General features: G+C 49.4%; 14 protein-coding genes and 1 pseudogene. 14 read left to right on the top strand and 1 reads right to left on the bottom strand.

Going from position 1 to position 18,416, the window contains the following annotated elements; all coding sequences use genetic code 11:
- Window positions 1–13 precede the first annotated feature (13 nt).
- From atpD to phoU, 13 genes and pseudogenes are all read left to right on the top strand, one after another.
- The gene (gene atpD / locus OGV98_RS22660; protein ID WP_003023806.1) at window positions 14–1,396 is read left to right on the top strand and encodes a F0F1 ATP synthase subunit beta; all 1,383 of its coding nucleotides are present in this window, start codon (window positions 14–16) and stop codon (window positions 1,394–1,396) included.
- A gap of 20 nt (window positions 1,397–1,416) precedes the next feature.
- The gene (locus tag OGV98_RS22665; RefSeq protein ID WP_003023809.1) at window positions 1,417–1,836 is read left to right on the top strand and encodes a F0F1 ATP synthase subunit epsilon; all 420 of its coding nucleotides are present in this window, start codon (window positions 1,417–1,419) and stop codon (window positions 1,834–1,836) included.
- Between the two features lie 649 nt (window positions 1,837–2,485).
- Window positions 2,486–3,856 (top strand): bifunctional UDP-N-acetylglucosamine diphosphorylase/glucosamine-1-phosphate N-acetyltransferase GlmU, encoded by a 1,371-nt coding sequence (gene glmU / locus OGV98_RS22670; protein WP_202580895.1) that lies wholly within the window; start codon window positions 2,486–2,488, stop codon window positions 3,854–3,856.
- Window positions 3,857–4,080: 224 nt separating this feature from the next.
- The gene (glmS, locus tag OGV98_RS22675) at window positions 4,081–5,910 is read left to right on the top strand and encodes a glutamine--fructose-6-phosphate transaminase (isomerizing) (RefSeq protein ID WP_003023813.1); all 1,830 of its coding nucleotides are present in this window, start codon (window positions 4,081–4,083) and stop codon (window positions 5,908–5,910) included.
- A gap of 438 nt (window positions 5,911–6,348) precedes the next feature.
- On the top strand, window positions 6,349–6,921 hold the full coding sequence (locus OGV98_RS22680) for a chaperone-usher fimbrial major subunit (protein WP_044714273.1): 573 nt from the start codon (window positions 6,349–6,351) through the stop codon (window positions 6,919–6,921).
- Between the two features lie 147 nt (window positions 6,922–7,068).
- Window positions 7,069–7,722, top strand: a pseudogene (locus OGV98_RS22685) (fimbrial chaperone).
- Between the two features lie 21 nt (window positions 7,723–7,743).
- Entirely contained in the window at window positions 7,744–10,260 is a 2,517-nt protein-coding gene (locus tag OGV98_RS22690; RefSeq protein ID WP_130715322.1) for a fimbria/pilus outer membrane usher protein, read from the top strand.
- The gene (locus OGV98_RS22695) at window positions 10,247–11,314 is read left to right on the top strand and encodes a fimbrial protein (RefSeq protein ID WP_171862775.1); all 1,068 of its coding nucleotides are present in this window, start codon (window positions 10,247–10,249) and stop codon (window positions 11,312–11,314) included. The genes OGV98_RS22690 and OGV98_RS22695 overlap by 14 nt, the downstream gene beginning before the upstream one ends.
- Window positions 11,315–11,566: 252 nt before the next feature.
- Window positions 11,567–12,607, top strand: a complete 1,041-nt coding sequence (gene pstS / locus OGV98_RS22700) for a phosphate ABC transporter substrate-binding protein PstS (RefSeq protein ID WP_003023814.1) — start codon at window positions 11,567–11,569, stop codon at window positions 12,605–12,607.
- Window positions 12,608–12,751: 144 nt separating this feature from the next.
- Window positions 12,752–13,711, top strand: a complete 960-nt coding sequence (gene pstC / locus OGV98_RS22705; RefSeq protein ID WP_003023817.1) for a phosphate ABC transporter permease PstC — start codon at window positions 12,752–12,754, stop codon at window positions 13,709–13,711.
- On the top strand, window positions 13,711–14,601 hold the full coding sequence (gene pstA, locus OGV98_RS22710; protein ID WP_003023819.1) for a phosphate ABC transporter permease PstA: 891 nt from the start codon (window positions 13,711–13,713) through the stop codon (window positions 14,599–14,601). The genes pstC and pstA overlap by 1 nt, the downstream gene beginning before the upstream one ends.
- Window positions 14,602–14,647: 46 nt before the next feature.
- Window positions 14,648–15,421, top strand: coding sequence for a phosphate ABC transporter ATP-binding protein PstB (gene pstB, locus OGV98_RS22715; RefSeq protein WP_003023821.1), 774 nt, complete (start codon window positions 14,648–14,650; stop codon window positions 15,419–15,421).
- 14 nt (window positions 15,422–15,435) lie between these two features.
- Window positions 15,436–16,161: a phosphate signaling complex protein PhoU gene (phoU, locus tag OGV98_RS22720; protein WP_003023824.1), complete on the top strand. Its 726-nt coding sequence runs from the start codon at window positions 15,436–15,438 to the stop codon at window positions 16,159–16,161.
- An 84-nt stretch (window positions 16,162–16,245) separates the two neighbouring features.
- Here phoU and yieH read toward each other — a convergent pair whose 3' ends face one another.
- Window positions 16,246–16,911: a 6-phosphogluconate phosphatase gene (yieH, locus tag OGV98_RS22725; RefSeq protein WP_032950596.1), complete on the bottom strand. Its 666-nt coding sequence runs from the start codon at window positions 16,909–16,911 to the stop codon at window positions 16,246–16,248.
- Window positions 16,912–17,078: 167 nt separating this feature from the next.
- Here yieH and adeP point away from each other — a divergent pair, with 167 nt between their 5' ends.
- On the top strand, window positions 17,079–18,416 hold the full coding sequence (gene adeP / locus OGV98_RS22730) for an adenine permease AdeP (protein WP_003840586.1): 1,338 nt from the start codon (window positions 17,079–17,081) through the stop codon (window positions 18,414–18,416).

Raw genomic sequence — 18,416 nt, forward strand, 5'->3', positions numbered from 1 at the left:
TAGAGGATTCAAGATGGCTACTGGAAAAATTGTCCAGGTAATCGGCGCCGTGGTTGACGTCGAATTCCCTCAGGATGCCGTACCGCGCGTGTACGATGCTCTTGAGGTTATGAATGGTAAAGAGAGCCTGGTGCTGGAAGTTCAGCAGCAGCTCGGCGGCGGTATCGTACGTACCATCGCCATGGGTTCTTCTGACGGTCTGCGTCGTGGTCTGGAAGTTAAAGACCTCGAGCACCCGATCGAAGTCCCGGTAGGTAAAGCAACGCTGGGTCGTATCATGAACGTTCTGGGTCACCCGATCGACATGAAAGGCGATATCGGTGAAGAAGAGCGTTGGGCTATCCACCGTGCAGCACCTTCCTACGAAGAGCTGTCAAGCTCTCAGGAACTGCTGGAAACCGGTATCAAAGTTATCGACCTGATGTGTCCGTTTGCTAAGGGCGGTAAAGTTGGTCTGTTCGGTGGTGCGGGTGTAGGTAAAACCGTAAACATGATGGAGCTGATCCGTAACATCGCGATCGAACACTCCGGTTACTCCGTGTTTGCGGGCGTAGGTGAACGTACTCGTGAGGGTAACGACTTCTACCACGAAATGACCGACTCCAACGTTCTGGACAAAGTATCCCTGGTATATGGCCAGATGAACGAGCCGCCGGGAAACCGTCTGCGTGTTGCGCTGACCGGTCTGACCATGGCTGAGAAGTTCCGTGACGAAGGTCGTGACGTTCTGCTGTTCGTTGATAACATCTATCGTTACACCCTGGCCGGTACAGAAGTATCTGCACTGCTGGGTCGTATGCCATCAGCGGTAGGCTACCAGCCGACCCTGGCGGAAGAGATGGGTGTTCTGCAGGAACGTATCACCTCCACCAAAACCGGTTCTATCACCTCCGTTCAGGCGGTATACGTACCTGCGGATGACTTGACTGACCCATCCCCAGCAACCACCTTTGCTCACTTGGATGCAACCGTGGTACTGAGCCGTCAGATCGCATCTCTGGGTATCTACCCGGCAGTTGACCCGCTGGACTCTACCAGCCGTCAGCTGGATCCGCTGGTTGTTGGTCAGGAACACTACGACACCGCGCGTGGCGTACAGTCCTTGCTGCAGCGTTATCAGGAACTGAAAGACATCATCGCCATCCTGGGTATGGATGAACTGTCTGAAGAAGATAAACTGGTGGTAGCACGCGCACGTAAGATTCAGCGCTTCCTGTCCCAGCCGTTCTTCGTTGCGGAAGTATTCACCGGTTCTCCGGGCAAATACGTTTCCCTGAAAGACACCATCCGTGGCTTTAAAGGCATCATGGAAGGCGAATACGACCACCTGCCAGAGCAGGCGTTCTACATGGTTGGTTCTATCGACGAAGCCGTGGAAAAAGCCAAAAAACTTTAACGCCTTAATCGGAGGGTGATATGGCAATGACTTACCACCTGGACGTCGTCAGCGCAGAGCAACAAATGTTCTCTGGTCTGGTCGAGAAAATCCAGGTAACGGGTAGTGAAGGTGAACTGGGTATTTTCCCGGGTCACGCACCGCTGCTCACCGCCATTAAGCCTGGTATGATCCGCATCGTTAAACAGTTCGGTCATGAAGAGTTTATCTACCTGTCCGGCGGCATTCTCGAAGTGCAGCCTGGCAGCGTGACCGTTCTGGCTGATACCGCGATTCGCGGACAGGATCTCGATGAAGCGAGAGCCCTGGAAGCGAAGCGTAAGGCTGAAGAGCACATCAAGAGCTCTCATGGTGACGTGGATTACGCTCAGGCATCTGCGGAACTGGCCAAAGCGATCGCGAAACTGCGCGTTATCGAGTTGACCAAAAAAGCGATGTAACACCGGCTTGAAAAGCATAAAGGCCAGTCTGGTTTCCAGGCTGGCTTTTTTTTGCTTTTGCTGCAAGAACATTTAAATTGAAAGCTGTTTTGTGATTTAGATCATAAAAATATTGATTGGCTAAAAAATGCGGCGTAGACTCTTTTTATGTGATGTGTGTCACATAATAAAATCAGATAAAAAGAGATGCCAACATGAAATTACTCAATAAAATCATCGCCATGTTCAGCAATATGAGCTTTTAGACTTTACCTGCCTGTCCTGTGGCGCGATGCTGGATATGGTTTATCAGTCAGCGCCACTTGTTGTTATAAATTCCCTCCCCCTACTCTTCTCCCTCAACTTTTTATTTCACGTACGCATTTTCGGTTTCTCACTGAATCACATAAATAAAATCGGGCTTTGCATGTGTAACTCTTTATTCATGCGGTAAAAAAATAGCAAAAACATTAACCTAAGGCTTTAATAAGAGCAGTCCCCAGGTTTTTGGCAGACAAAAGATACTGATTTAGACGAAAATAGTGAGTTATCAGATGGGGAATTACCCCTGTTGAACGTTTTATCTTCGGTCCATTTCACGCTGAAAAAAATGTAGTATTTTCAATGTGAAACGGTATAAATTCGTTCTCAAATTACAGTCAGGATGTGTATGTTGAATAATGCTATGAGCGTCGTGATCCTTGCCGCAGGCAAAGGCACGCGTATGTATTCCGATCTCCCTAAAGTGCTGCATACCCTCGCAGGAAAACCGATGGTTCAGCATGTCATTGATGCTGCTAATGAATTAGGTGCGACTCACGTACATCTGGTCTACGGGCACGGTGGTGATTTGCTCAAGCAGACGCTGAAAGATGGCAATCTGAACTGGGTTCTGCAGGCGGAACAGTTGGGTACCGGCCATGCAATGCAGCAGGCGGCGCCATTCTTTGGTGATGATGAAGACATTTTAATGCTCTATGGCGATGTGCCGCTGATCTCTACCGATACCTTACGTCGCCTGCGTGAAGCCAAACCGCAGGGCGGCATTGGCTTGCTAACGGTAAAACTTGATGACCCAACCGGTTATGGCCGAATTACCCGCGATAACGGCAATGTCACGGGTATCGTTGAGCATAAAGATGCCACCGACGAGCAGCGTCAAATCCAGGAAATAAACACTGGTATCCTGATTGCCAACGGTGCTGACATGAAGCGTTGGCTGTCTAAACTGACCAACAACAACGTGCAGGGTGAATACTACATCACCGATATCATCGCGATGGCGTATAAGGAAGGACGTGAAATTGCTGCAGTACATCCGGCACGCATTAGCGAAACTGAAGGGGTGAATAACCGTCTTCAGCTATCCCGTCTGGAACGTGTTTATCAGTCCGAGCAGGCAGAAAAACTGCTGCTGGCGGGCGTGATGTTGCGCGATCCGGCACGTTTTGATCTTCGCGGTACGCTTATTCACGGGCGCGATGTTGAAATTGATACTAACGTTATCATTGAAGGTAACGTAACCGTTGGGGCTCGCGTCAAGATTGGCGCCGGTTGCATCATCAAAAACAGCGTGATTGGTGAGGGTTGCGAGCTTAGCCCATACAGTGTGGTGGAAGATGCGCATCTGGAAGCCGCTTGCACCATTGGTCCATTCGCACGTCTGCGCCCGGGGGCTGAGCTGCAGGAAGGCGCGCACGTGGGTAACTTTGTCGAAATGAAAAAAGCGCGTCTGGGTAAAGGCTCCAAAGCCGGTCATTTGACCTACCTGGGTGATGCGGAGATTGGCGATAACGTGAATATCGGCGCGGGTACGATTACCTGCAACTACGATGGCGCCAATAAGTTTAAAACCATTATTGGTGATGATGTGTTTGTGGGGTCTGATACTCAGCTGGTGGCGCCTGTCACCGTGGGTAAAGGTGCGACGATTGCCGCCGGAACCACCGTAACGCGTAATGTCGCCGATAACGAACTGGTATTAAGCCGTGTACCTCAGGTCCATAAACAGGGCTGGCAGCGTCCGGTGAAGAAGAAGTAAGTGATTTTTGCCGGATGGCGGCCTACGTGCGGTGACGTTCTGTAGGCCTTATAAGCGTAAGCGCCATCAGGCACACAAGAGATGAGGGGATAACATAATCCTCCGCTCAACAAGCAGTACCATAAAAATAACCCCACTCTCTACAAGGCTCGGGGCGCCCGAAATGGGCAAATACAGGTCAGCGACAACGACAGGCATAATGCCTAAATTCGGAATCAAAAAATATGTGTGGAATTGTTGGCGCTATCGCGCAGCGTGATGTAGCTGAAATCCTTCTCGAAGGTTTACGTCGTCTGGAATATCGTGGTTATGACTCTGCTGGTCTGGCCGTCGTCGATGCTGAAGGTAACATGACCCGTCTGCGTCGTCTGGGTAAAGTGCAGATGCTGACTGCTGCTGCGGAAGAACATCCGTTGCATGGTGGTACAGGTATCGCTCATACCCGTTGGGCGACACACGGTGAACCTTCAGAAGCGAACGCGCATCCTCATGTTTCTGAACACATTGTTGTGGTGCATAACGGCATCATTGAAAACCATGAACCACTGCGTGAGCTGTTGAAAACGCGTGGCTATACCTTTGTTTCTGAAACCGACACCGAAGTGATTGCTCACCTGGTGCACTGGGAGCTGGAACAGGGTGGTACGCTGCGTGAAGCCGTGCTGCGTACTATTCCCCAACTACGTGGTGCCTACGGCACGGTGATCATGGATACCCGTAATCCGGAAACCCTGCTGGCGGCCCGTTCTGGTAGCCCGCTGGTGATTGGTCTGGGTATGGGCGAAAACTTCATCGCTTCCGATCAGCTGGCGCTGCTGCCGGTAACCCGTCGCTTCATCTTCCTGGAAGAGGGTGACATCGCGGAAGTGACTCGTCGTTCTGTCTCTATTTTCGACAAGTCTGGCGCAGAAGTGAAACGTCAGGATATCGAATCGAATCTGCAGTATGACGCGGGCGAAAAAGGTATTTATCGCCACTACATGCAGAAAGAGATCTACGAACAGCCGAACGCGATTAAAAATACGCTGACCGGGCGCATTAGCCACGGTGAAGTGGATTTAAGCGAGCTGGGATCGCGTGCCAACGAGCTGCTGTCTCAGGTTGAGCATATCCAGATTATCGCCTGCGGTACGTCTTACAACTCCGGTATGGTGTCCCGCTACTGGTTTGAATCGCTGGCGGGTATTCCTTGTGATGTCGAAATCGCTTCCGAATTCCGCTATCGCAAATCCGCCGTGCGCCGTAACAGCCTGATGATTACCCTTTCTCAGTCTGGTGAAACGGCGGATACCCTGGCGGGCCTGCGCTTATCTAAAGAGCTGGGCTATCTGGGATCGCTGGCTATCTGTAACGTTCCGGGCTCCTCTCTGGTGCGTGAATCTGACCTGGCGATGATGACCAATGCCGGTACCGAAATCGGTGTGGCCTCCACGAAGGCATTTACCACTCAGCTGACCGTTCTGCTGATGCTGGTGGCGAAACTGTCCCGTCTGAAAGGCCTTGATGCGTCTATTGAGCAGGAGATCGTTCACGGTCTGCAGGCGCTGCCGAGTCGTATTGAGCAGATGTTGTCTCAGGACAAACGCATTGCCGCTCTGGCAGAAGGTTTCTCTGACAAACATCATGCGCTGTTCCTTGGCCGTGGCGATCAGTATCCAATTGCGCTGGAAGGCGCGCTGAAGCTGAAAGAGATCTCTTATATTCACGCTGAAGCTTATGCCGCAGGTGAACTGAAACACGGTCCGCTGGCGCTGATTGATGCCGATATGCCAGTTATCGTGGTTGCGCCGAACAACGAATTGTTGGAAAAACTGAAATCCAACATTGAAGAAGTTCGCGCCCGTGGCGGTCAGCTGTACGTCTTTGCTGACCAGGATGCTGGCTTTACCAGCAGCGAAAACATGCACATCATCGAGATGCCGCATGTGGAAGAGGTGATTGCACCGATCTTCTACACCGTTCCGCTGCAGCTGCTGGCGTATCATGTGGCACTGATTAAAGGCACCGACGTCGATCAGCCGCGTAACCTGGCGAAGTCAGTTACCGTAGAATAATACTTAGTACAAAGCTATTAAGGGTTGCTGTAGCAATACAGCAACCTTTTTTATTTGCATTTACAAATATTCTAAATAGTATTTTAATTATAGATTAATCACCTGTTTGTAATTATATTTAAATCATATAAATAATAATGATGTTAGCTTGTAGATTGAGCTGATTGTGTTTTTTTTGCACTTTTTTATGGGTGAATTCTGAAAATTTAAATTCTGATATATAAAATGTGAGGTAATTGTTATATTAATAATTAATGTATATGCTTGTATTATTAGTTAATGAAATCTGTAAACCTGATTATTTCTGTTTTACAGATTTTGTAATTTGCTGTTTATATATTTTAAGGAGTATTATCTATCCCGATGTAAAGGATATTTGTTTTATTTTTTATCTGTGAAAATAAAACGTTAAGATAATTTAATATATAAAGGGATAAAATGAAACTAAATTTAATTACGGGTGCGTTGGTGCTTTCTTCTACGATTATGGCAAGCCAGGTATTTGCTTCTGATGGTACCGTCCACTTTCGTGGTGAAGTGATTGACAGTACGTGTGAAGTGACCGCAGATACCAAAGATCAGAGTGTCGACTTAGGTAAAGTAAACCGTACTGCATTCACCGGTGCAGGTTCTACCGCCGCGCCGACGGCTTTCCATATTGACCTGGAGAAATGCCCGGATACATATACCAAAGCGGGCGTTCGCTTCGATGGCACAGAAGCCGCCGACGGTAATGGCGACCTGGCTATTGGCGATCCGCTGAATACGACGACTCCGGGTGATTATACAGGAACTGAACCTGCACCGATTACCGCAACAGGTGTTGCGATCCGTATCTATAACAAAGCTGATAACTCTCAGGTTAAGCTGTATACAAAATCAGCTGAAACCCCGATTGTTGCGACTAAAGCGTCTATGCAGTTTGTTGCTCGTTATATTGCCACTTCTGCGACAGTGACTGCCGGTACCGCTAACGCCGATTCCCAGTTCACCGTTGAATATGTGAAGTAATACAAAGAGTCATTCGTTTCAATTGAATATTCATTGTTAATTAAATGGCGCTCGTTATTGTGCTATTCCTTTTTCTTTGTTATAGCGAGCGTCTTTTTATTTCTGGATACATGTATGCCTGGTCATTATTTTAAAATAGTTCTGTTTATGGTCTTTTCATTTTATTCATCGGTGTCTTTTTCAGGTATCGTTGTTGGAGGCACATGAGTTATTTTTCCAGGTAATGCACCCGATGCAACGATATCTATTTATAATAAAGAATCTAAACTCCCTTATTTAATTCAGTCGTGGGTCGATCCATTTGACAAAAATGATAAGAGCAAACCGCCCTTTACGACGATTCCTCCTGTGTCGCGACTCGAGGCTGGGCAAGAAAAAATATTACGTATTATTAAAACAGAGGGTAATCTTCCTACCGATCGTGAATCTGTTTTTTGGTTTAATGTTAAAAATATTCCCCCGTCAACGAATAAAAAAGAGGGGAGCTCTCTTGAAATTGCTATTAAAACACGAATTAAGCTTTTCTGGCGTCCCGCGTCGATAACCATTACGCCGGAAAAGGCAGTAGCCAAAGTATCCTGGCAGCGTCAGGGAAATAAACTGATGGTGAATAATCCAACGCCTATTCATATCAATGTGATGAGCGTAATTGTTGACGGAAAAGATATCACCTTAAATATGATTAAGCCGTTTGAAACGATAGCCCTGGACATTCCTGAAGGGGCTGCTGGGCGTTCGTTGGTATGGAAATTCATTAACGATTACGGTGCGATCAGCGATCCTATCAAACAGGCGCTTTAGTTACCCGATAAGGATGTCACGATGATTGATTCGCGTTACTGTATCGTATTGGTTTCTGGTGTATTCCTGAGCGCTGCTTTTCAGAGCAGGGCACAGGATACTTTATTTAACCCGAACCTTCTGGAAATCGATCATCCTGTCAATATTGATATCCGCCAGTTTAACCGTTCCAATACTCTTCCTCCTGGTAATTATAAAGTTGATGTGGTGATTAACGGTCGTTTTTTTGAACGGCAGGATATTAAATTTATTCAGGATTCACCAGAGGGTGAACTTCATCCTTGCTTTATTACCGTAAAAGATGTTTTGTCTTCCTATGGCATAAAAGTTGATGCGGTTAAGGCACTTAATAATATTGATGATAGTGCTTGCATAAATCCTGTTCCATTAATTGAGGGATCTTCCTGGTTTTTCGATGCTAATAAATTGGCGTTAAATATATCCATACCACAAATTTATCTGGATAGTTCGGCGTATGATTATATTAGTCCGTCCCGTTGGGATCAGGGGATTAATGCGCTGATGATCAACTATGATTTCTCTGGTTCGCACACGCTAAAATCCAATTATGATTCCTCTGATGAGGACAGTTATTACCTGAATTTACGTAATGGCCTGAACATAGGTGCCTGGCGGTTGCGTAACTACAGTACGCTAAACTCGACGGAAACTAGTACTGAATATCACTCTATCAGTAGCTACGTTCAGCGAGATATTGCTGCGCTTCGTAGCCAGATTATGCTGGGTGATACCTGGACGGCGAGTGATGTTTTTGACAGCACGCAAATCCGTGGGGCACGGTTGTATACCGACGACGATATGTTGCCATCCAGCCAGAATGGCTTTGCGCCAATAGTTCGTGGTATCGCTAAAAGCAACGCGACGGTGATTATCCGGCAGAATAATTACGTTATTTATCAGTCTGCTGTACCGCAAGGGGCTTTTGAGATCACCGATCTTAACACCACCAGCGGCGGCGGCGATCTGGATGTGATCATCAAAGAGGAGGATGGCAGCGAGCAGCGCTTTACCCAGCCGTATGCCTCGCTTGCCATTCTGAAACGTGAAGGGCAAACCGATGTGGACATTAGCGTCGGTGAAATACGCGATGAGAGCGGCTTTACGCCCAATGTGCTACAGGCTCAGGTTCTCCATGGTTTGCCGTGGGGGCTGACGCTGTATGGCGGTACACAGGTCACGGATGATTATGCATCTGCGGCGATGGGGATGGGTAAGGATATGGGCTCGCTCGGCGCGCTGTCATTGGATGTGACTCACGCGCATGCCAACTTTGACGATGGTGACGATGAAACCGGGCAATCTTATCGCTTTCTCTATTCTAAGCGGTTCGATGAAACCGATACGAATTTCCGTCTGGTTGGATACCGTTATTCCACTGAGGGGTACTACACGCTCAATGAATGGGCATCCCGGCAGAATAATGATGAAGATTTCTGGATGACTGGTAACCGACGTAGCCGTATTGAAGGGACGTGGTCGCAATCTTTTGCCCGGGGCTACGGTAATATTTATCTGACGTTGAGTCGACAGCAGTACTGGAAAACGGATGACGTCGAGAAATTGGTTCAGTTTGGTTATGCCAACACCTGGCGGCGTATTTCGTGGAACGTTTCCTGGAACTACACCGATTCTGTCAATCGTTATGGAAGCAGTCAGTCTTATGATGATGAGAACGATCATGAGCATATTTTTATGCTGTCGGTTTCGGTTCCGCTCTCTGGTTGGCTGGAAAACAGCTACGTCAACTATTCGCTGACGCAAAATAACCATAATGACAGCACGATGCAGGTTGGATTGGGCGGTACCGCACTGGAAGGACATAACCTTGCCTATAACGTCCAGGAGTCATGGGTTAGCAATCCAGAAGACAGCTATAGCAGTAATGCCAGCCTGAATTACGACGGTACTTATGGATCTGTCAACGGCAGCTATGCCTATAGTCAGGATTCACAGCGCCTTAACTACGGAGTTAGGGGCGGTATTTTGGTTCACAGCGGCGGCATTACTTTTTCGCAAGAGCTAGGAGAAACGGTGGCGCTGGTTGAAGCGCCGGGGGCAGATGGCCTCTCTGTGGAGAACGCCACCGGCGTATCCACCGACTGGCGAGGCTATACGGTAAAAACGCAAATGAATCCGTATGATGAAAACAGGGTGGCGATCAACAGTAATTATTTCTCGCGCGCTAATGTCGAACTGGAAAATACCGTGGTTAACCTGGTACCGACGCGCGGCGCAGTGGTGAAGGCGACGTTTGTCACCCATGTCGGCTATCGTGTGCTGTTTACGGTAGCGATGCCAGATGGTAAACCCGCGCCATTTGGCGCTATGGCCTCGGCGGATTTGGAGTCCGGCACGGTAACTGGGATTGTGGGTGATAATGGTGAGCTTTATTTATCCGGAATGCCGGCAGAAGGTCATTTTACGATTACGGGTAATCTGGGCACCTGTTCTGCACATTACCATTTTCCTGAACCGAAAAATAATGAACTGATTCAGGTTAAAGTTGGCTGCAAATAAAAAGGATATTAATTTGAGACTGGTTATCTGTTTTATATTTATAACGTCCGCTATTTTTTGCAAAAATCTATTAGCCGCCGATTTTTATTGTGAGGCTGATGGTGGGACGCATCATAGTATATTAACATTCCCAAATAAAACAATTAGTGCAACTCAAAATAAAAGTGGGCAAACATTTGAGCAGCATGTTGATAATGATGATAAATATCATGGGTTTTGCTACTGCACCAACAATTTTAACTATGTTTATTATACTGCCGTGGAAAATCCCTCGTTAGATAAATCAGGGGTTCGGAGTAATATACAATATTATAATCTTAATGAGTATTTGGATGTAGGGATCTCCATAGCTATTCTTGGTAGAGGTTATATTAATGTTCCTTTTTCCAATCAACCTAACAATCCTGATGGTAAAAATACATGTACCAATAATAAAAAAATAGCGAATTTTGATAGTGGATCAGATGCGATTGTTTATTTTTATGTCAAGGAACCATTTATTGGCAAAATGACAATTCCAACTATGTTAATGGCTTCTTTGTATGGTAAAACGAACGCCACTGGTGCAGATAGTCCTACTCCGTTAGCCGATGTCTATATCCAGGGGGATATTACCGCTCCACAGGAGTGTGAAGTTAATGGAGGGCAAGTGATTGAAGTCAATTTTGAAAAAATACCCGCCTCCGAATTTTCATCGACGCCGGGTGCGGCGATTACCAGCCGTAAAATTCCGATAAAGGCATCGGTTAAATGTACGGGAATGGCGGCTGGGCAAGATGTTGAAGTTTCGCTACATGCGACGCAGACGGCGACATCGCCCACAATGTTACAGACATCAAACGACGATGTTGGAATCAAGATTTATGATGAATACGATAAAGAAGTTGATGTGAACGGCGGGCGCATGGAAACAGATATGGGAAAACGTTCGCGTTTGGGTGAAGAAGATGGCGAGTTCAATTTCTCTGCCGCACCCGGTAGCGCCACCGGTGCCAGGCCAAAGCCCGGTACCTTTAGCGCCAATGCTACGATCATCATGGAAATTAAAAACTAATCCTCCTCAGGCAACGGCTGTTTATGACAGCCGTTGTCATATTTACCATCCGAATCCCAACGCATCAAAAATTTTATGACAAAAAAATGAAAGCTAATTGATTTATTTTTGTTATTTTTCAATGCGTTATATTTTATGTTGTTGCTGTCATAAAACTGTCATATTTCGTACATTTAACTGTCACCTGTTTGTCCTATTTTGCTCACAGTAGCAACTCAAACAACGATTTACGAAAACCGTGCAGGAGACATTATGAAAGTTATGCGTACCACTGTCGCAACTGTTGTCGCCGCGACCTTATCCATGAGCGCGTTCTCTGCGTTTGCAGCAGCGAGCCTGACAGGTGCAGGTGCAACCTTCCCTGCGCCAGTGTATGCCAAATGGGCAGATACCTATCAGAAAGAGACCGGTAGCAAAGTAAACTACCAGGGTATCGGCTCCTCCGGTGGTGTAAAACAAATTACGGCCAATACCGTTGATTTCGGCGCTTCTGATGCACCGCTGTCTGACGAAAAACTGGCGCAAGAAGGTCTGTTCCAGTTCCCGACCGTGATCGGTGGCGTAGTGCTGGCTGTGAATATCCCGGGCCTGAAATCCGGCGAGCTGGTGCTGGACGGTAAAACGCTGGGTGACATCTACCTCGGTAAAATTAAGAAGTGGGATGATGAAGCCATCACCAAACTGAACCCGGGTCTGAAGCTGCCTTCACAGAATATCGCCGTTGTGCGTCGCGCTGACGGTTCCGGTACTTCCTTCGTTTTCACCAGCTACCTGGCAAAAGTAAACGAAGAGTGGAAATCTAAAATTGGTTCCGGCTCTACTGTGAACTGGCCGACCGGTCTGGGCGGTAAAGGTAACGACGGTATCGCTGCGTTCGTACAGCGTCTGCCGGGTTCTATCGGTTACGTTGAGTACGCTTACGCTAAGCAGAACAACCTGGCGTACACCAAGCTGGTCTCTGCTGATGGCAAACCGGTAAGCCCGACAGAAGAGAGCTTTGCTAACGCCGCAAAAGGCGCTGACTGGAGCAAAACTTTCGCTCAGGATCTGACTAACCAGAAAGGTGACGACGCGTGGCCAATCACTTCCACCACCTTCATCCTGGTCCATAAAGAGTCGAAGAAACCAGAGCAGAGCGCAGAAGTGCTGAAGTTCTTCGACTGGGCGTACAAAAATGGCGGCAAACAGGCTAACGACCTGGATTACGCCAGCCTGCCGGACAGCGTGGTTGAGCAGGTTCGTGCTGCATGGAAGACCAACGTGAAAGACAGCAGCGGTAAAGCGCTGTACTAATAGAATATCTTTAACGAGTTGGCGGATGGCGCTACGCTTATCCGCCCTACGGTTTCGACTGTAGGCCCGCTTTGTAGGCCGGATAAGCGTAGCGCCATCCGGCATGGGCAACTTCGTAAACGCGTTTAACTTAAAGAGTGATTTATGGCTGCAACCAAGCCTGCTTTTAACCCACCGGGTAAAAAGGGTGACATGATCTTCAGCGCGCTGGTAAGACTGGCTGCGCTGATTGTGCTATTGATGTTGGGTGGCATTATTGTCTCTCTGGTTATCTCCTCCTGGCCAAGCATTCAGAAATTTGGTTTCTCCTTTCTGTGGACCAAAGACTGGGATGCGCCAAACGATATCTACGGTGCCTTAGTACCGATTTACGGTACGCTGGTTACCTCACTTATTGCACTGCTGATTGCCGTTCCGGTGAGTTTCGGCATTGCGCTGTTCCTGACTGAACTTGCACCTGGCTGGCTGCGTCGCCCGCTGGGCATCGCTATTGAACTGCTGGCGGCAATTCCGAGTATCGTGTACGGCATGTGGGGGCTGTTTATCTTTGCCCCGCTGTTTGCGACTTATTTCCAGGAGCCGGTCGGAAACATCCTTTCCAACATTCCGTTTGTTGGTGCACTGTTCTCCGGCCCGGCTTTTGGTATCGGTATTCTGGCGGCTGGCGTGATCCTCGCCATCATGATCATCCCGTACATTGCGGCGGTTATGCGTGATGTGTTCGAACAAACGCCGGTACTGATGAAAGAGTCGGCCTACGGCATCGGTTGTACCACCTGGGAAGTTATCTGGCGCATCGTCCTGCCGTTCACCAAAAATGGCGTGATCGGCGGCGTGATGCTGGGGCTGGGCCGCGCACTGGGTGAAACCATGGCGGTGACCTTTATCATCGGTAACACCTACCAGCTCGACAGTGCCTCGCTGTACATGCCGGGCAACAGTATTACCTCTGCGCTGGCGAATGAATTTGCCGAAGCGGAATCTGGGCTGCACGTTGCCGCGTTGATGGAGCTGGGTCTGATTCTGTTTGTGATCACCTTCATCGTGCTGGCTGCGTCTAAGTTCATGATCATGCGCCTTGCGAAGAACGAGGGGGCACGCTAATGGCTACGCTTGAAATGCAAAACACCGCTCAGCTTGCGGAATCCCGCCGTAAAATGCAGGCACGTCGCCGTCTGAAGAATCGCATCGCGCTGACGCTCTCTATGGCGACCATGGCGTTCGGTCTGTTCTGGCTCATTTGGATCCTGATGTCCACGATCACCCGCGGTATTGATGGTATGTCGCTGGCGCTGTTCACCGAAATGACGCCGCCGCCGAATACGGCGGGTGGTGGTCTGGCGAACGCCCTGGCCGGTAGCGGTCTGTTGATTCTGTGGGCGACCGTGTTTGGTACCCCGCTCGGCATTATGGCGGGTATCTACCTGGCGGAGTATGGGCGTAAGTCCTGGCTGGCTGAGGTCATCCGCTTTATCAATGACATCCTGCTTTCTGCGCCATCCATCGTGGTCGGTCTGTTCGTTTACACCATCGTGGTAGCAAAAATGGAGCATTTCTCCGGCTGGGCGGGCGTGATCGCGCTGGCGCTGCTGCAGGTGCCCATTGTTATTCGTACCACAGAGAACATGCTCAAGCTGGTGCCAGATAGTCTGCGTGAAGCCGCCTATGCACTGGGTACGCCGAAATGGAAGATGATTTCTGCGATCACCCTGAAGGCATCTGTCTCGGGGATCATTACAGGTGTTCTGTTAGCAATTGCTCGTATCGCAGGTGAAACGGCTCCGCTGCTGTTTACGTCGCTCTCCAACCAGTTCTGGAGCACTGACATGATGCAGCCTATCGCCAACCTGCCGGTCACTATCTTTAAGTTTGCGATGAGCCCGTTTGCTGAGTGGCAGCAACTGGCCTGGGCCGGGGTACTGATTATTACCCTGTGCGTACTGCTGCTGAACATTCTGGCGCGAGTCATTTTCGCGAAGAAGAAACACGGTTAATTTTTACGGCGTGGCTGATGCGGCGCCGGATGAGGAAAAGATTGAAATGAGTATGGTTGATACTGCCCCAGGTAAGATTCAGGTTCGTGATTTGAACTTCTACTATGGCAAATTCCATGCCCTGAAGAACATCAACCTGGATATTGCTAAAAACCAGGTAACGGCGTTTATCGGGCCTTCTGGCTGTGGTAAATCGACGCTGCTGCGTACGTTCAACAAAATGTTTGAACTGTACCCGGAGCAACGTGCGGAAGGTGAAATTCTGCTGGATGGCGACAATATTCTCACCAATACCCAGGATATCGCTCTGCTGCGTGCCAAAGTGGGCATGGTATTCCAGAAGCCCACGCCGTTCCCGATGTCCATCTACGACAACATCGCTTTTGGCGTACGTCTGTTTGAGAAACTCTCGCGTGCGGATATGGACGAACGCGTGCAGTGGGCATTGACCAAGGCCGCATTGTGGAATGAAACCAAAGATAAATTACACCAGAGCGGGTACTCTCTCTCGGGTGGTCAGCAGCAGCGACTGTGTATTGCGCGTGGCATCGCCATTCGCCCGGAAGTGCTTCTGCTTGATGAGCCATGTTCAGCGCTCGACCCTATTTCTACCGGGCGTATCGAAGAGCTGATCACTGAGCTGAAAGAGGATTACACCGTCGTTATCGTTACCCACAACATGCAGCAGGCTGCGCGTTGTTCCGATCACACGGCATTTATGTACCTGGGCGAGTTGATTGAGTTCAGTAACACGGACGATCTGTTCACCAAGCCCGCGAAGAAACAAACTGAAGATTACATCACCGGTCGTTACGGCTGATTCAGGAGCTTGTTGTGGATAACCTTAACCTTAATAAACATATTTCCGGCCAGTTCAATGCAGAGCTGGAAAGCATCCGTACCCAGGTGATGACCATGGGCGGCATGGTCGAGCAGCAGCTTTCTGATGCAATCACGGCGATGCACAATCAGGATAGCGAGCTGGCGAAGCGCGTCATTGAAGGCGATAAGAACGTCAATATGATGGAGGTGGCGATCGACGAAGCATGCGTGCGCATCATCGCCAAGCGTCAACCGACAGCGAGCGACCTGCGTCTGGTGATGGCGATTATCAAAACCATCGCTGAGCTGGAACGTATTGGCGACGTGGCAGATAAAATTTGCCGCACCGCGCTGGAGAAGTTCTCGCAACAACACCAGCCGCTGCTGGTAAGTCTGGAGTCGCTGGGTCGTCACACCGTGCAGATGCTGCACGACGTGTTGGATGCGTTTGCGCGTATGGATCTCGACGAAGCGGTACGTATTTATCGCGAAGATAAGAAAGTCGACCAGGAGTATGAAGGCATCGTGCGTCAGCTGATGACTTATATGATGGAAGACCCACGTACCATTCCAAGCGTGCTGACCGCGCTGTTCTGCGCACGTTCCATCGAACGTATCGGTGACCGCTGCCAGAATATCTGCGAATACATCTTCTATTTCGTGAAGGGACAAGACTTCCGTCACGTGGGCGGCGATGAGCTGGATAAGCTGCTGGCGGGCAAAGATCCTAAAGAGTGATAAAAACGTAGAAAGTAGGCCGGATAAGCGTTAGCGCCATCCGGCAATTGCCCGGTGGCGCAAGCTTACCGGGCCTACAAAAAATTACCGGGTAATATCCCAACCCCGCGCCTTCCACAATTCCGGCAACTGTGCCAGATCGGTAAAAGTCGTGACTTTGGGATGATCGATCGGTTTGTTATGCGGATCGGCGCAGAAGTAGAACACTTCCATCCCCGCCGCAATCCCCGCCTGCGCGCCTGCGCTGGAATCATCAACCAGAATGCAGTTCTCAACATTAACGTCCATTGCTTTTGCCGCATGGAACATTAGGGCCGGATCGGGCTTCCAGCGTTGGATATCGTAGCCGCTGAACAGTAAATCAGGAAAATGGTGCAACATGCCCAGCTTACCCAGCGAATGCTGCATTTTGCTGACCGGACCGTTAGACACCACGCACATTGGCACAGCCATGCTGTCCAGCAGCGTGTTCGCACCAGCAATGACTTCCAGCTCGGTATCGAACAGACGTGCGACCTCAGCGCGGTAAACCGGTTCTAAATCGGCTTTTGCCAGTTCGACACCGTGCTCTTCGTTGATAATGTCGATGATCTCGTACAGCTTTACCCCCTTGAAGCGTTTGAAAATTTCTTCAAGATCGAGCGTAATGCCAAACGCCTGGAACATGCTGACATACGCGCGAGAACAAATCACTTCACTGTCGACAAGGGTACCGTCACAGTCAAAAAATACGGCTTCTATCTGGGACATGTCATTTCCGTTTTAACAAGTTTAACGTTTTCGTAATGCATTATTGGGCGACGCAATCGTTGCCGTATAAGCAAAATCAATGAAAAAAGTTGCTCATAACCCAACCCTATTGTCGCATTTTGGTATAGGATAGCGACGAATTTTCCCTCCTTGTTCGGAAATTGATAATGAGTCAACAACACACAACCCAGGCTTCTGGCCAGGGGATGCTGGAACGCGTGTTCAAACTGCGCGAACATGGCACGACGGCACGGACCGAAGTGATCGCCGGTTTAACCACCTTCCTGACGATGGTGTATATCGTTTTTGTTAACCCGCAAATTCTTGGCGTGGCTGGCATGGATACCAGCGCCGTCTTTGTTACCACCTGCCTTATTGCTGCCTTTGGTAGCATCCTGATGGGGCTATTTGCTAACCTGCCGGTCGCACTTGCGCCTGCTATGGGCCTGAACGCATTTTTCGCTTTCGTGGTCGTCGGCGCGATGGGCCTGTCATGGCAGATCGGTATGGGTGCTATCTTCTGGGGCGCGGTAGGTCTGCTGCTGCTGACCATTTTCCGCGTACGTTACTGGATGATTGCCAATATCCCGGTGAGCCTGCGCGTGGGGATCACCAGCGGTATCGGTCTGTTCATCGGCATGATGGGGCTGAAAAACGCAGGTGTTATCGTCGCCAACAAAGACACGCTGGTGTCTATCGGTAACCTGACGTCCCACAGCGTACTTCTCGGTATTCTGGGCTTCTTTATCATCGCGATTCTGGCGTCACGTAATATTCATGCGGCGGTGCTGATTTCCATCATTGTAACCACGCTGCTGGGCTGGATGCTGGGTGATGTCCATTACAACGGTATCGTTTCTGCACCGCCGAGCGTGATGTCCGTTATCGGACATGTCGATCTGGCCGGTTCGTTTAACATTGGCCTGGCGGGTGTGATTTTCTCGTTCATGCTGGTCAACCTGTTTGACTCCTCCGGTACGCTGATTGGCGTGACGGATAAAGCCGGTCTGGCGGACGCGAAGGGCAAGTTCCCACGCATGAAGCAGGCGCTGTATGTGGATAGCGTGTCGTCGGTTACCGGGGCGTTTATCGGGACTTCTTCCGTTACTGCCTATATTGAATCCTCTTCCGGGGTGTCGGTTGGTGGCCGTACCGGCCTGACTGCAGTCGTCGTTGGCCTGCTGTTCCTGCTGGTTATCTTCCTGTCGCCGCTGGCGGGAATGGTACCGGGCTATGCAGCTGCAGGTGCGCTGATTTACGTTGGTGTCCTGATGACATCAAGCCTGTCGCGCGTGAAGTGGGAAGACCTGACTGAAGCGGTTCCGGCGTTTATTACCGCTGTGATGATGCCGTTTAGCTTCTCAATTACCGAAGGTATTGCGCTGGGCTTTATCTCTTACTGCGTGATGAAAATCGGTACTGGACGTTTCCGCGATCTCAGCCCGTGCGTCATCGTTGTCGCGCTGCTGTTTGTGCTGAAGATTGTGTTTATCGACGCGCACTAA

Origin of the sequence: Citrobacter sp. Cf136, assembly GCF_030333815.1 — a bacterium.
GTDB classification, from domain to species: Bacteria; Pseudomonadota; Gammaproteobacteria; order Enterobacterales; family Enterobacteriaceae; genus Citrobacter; species Citrobacter freundii.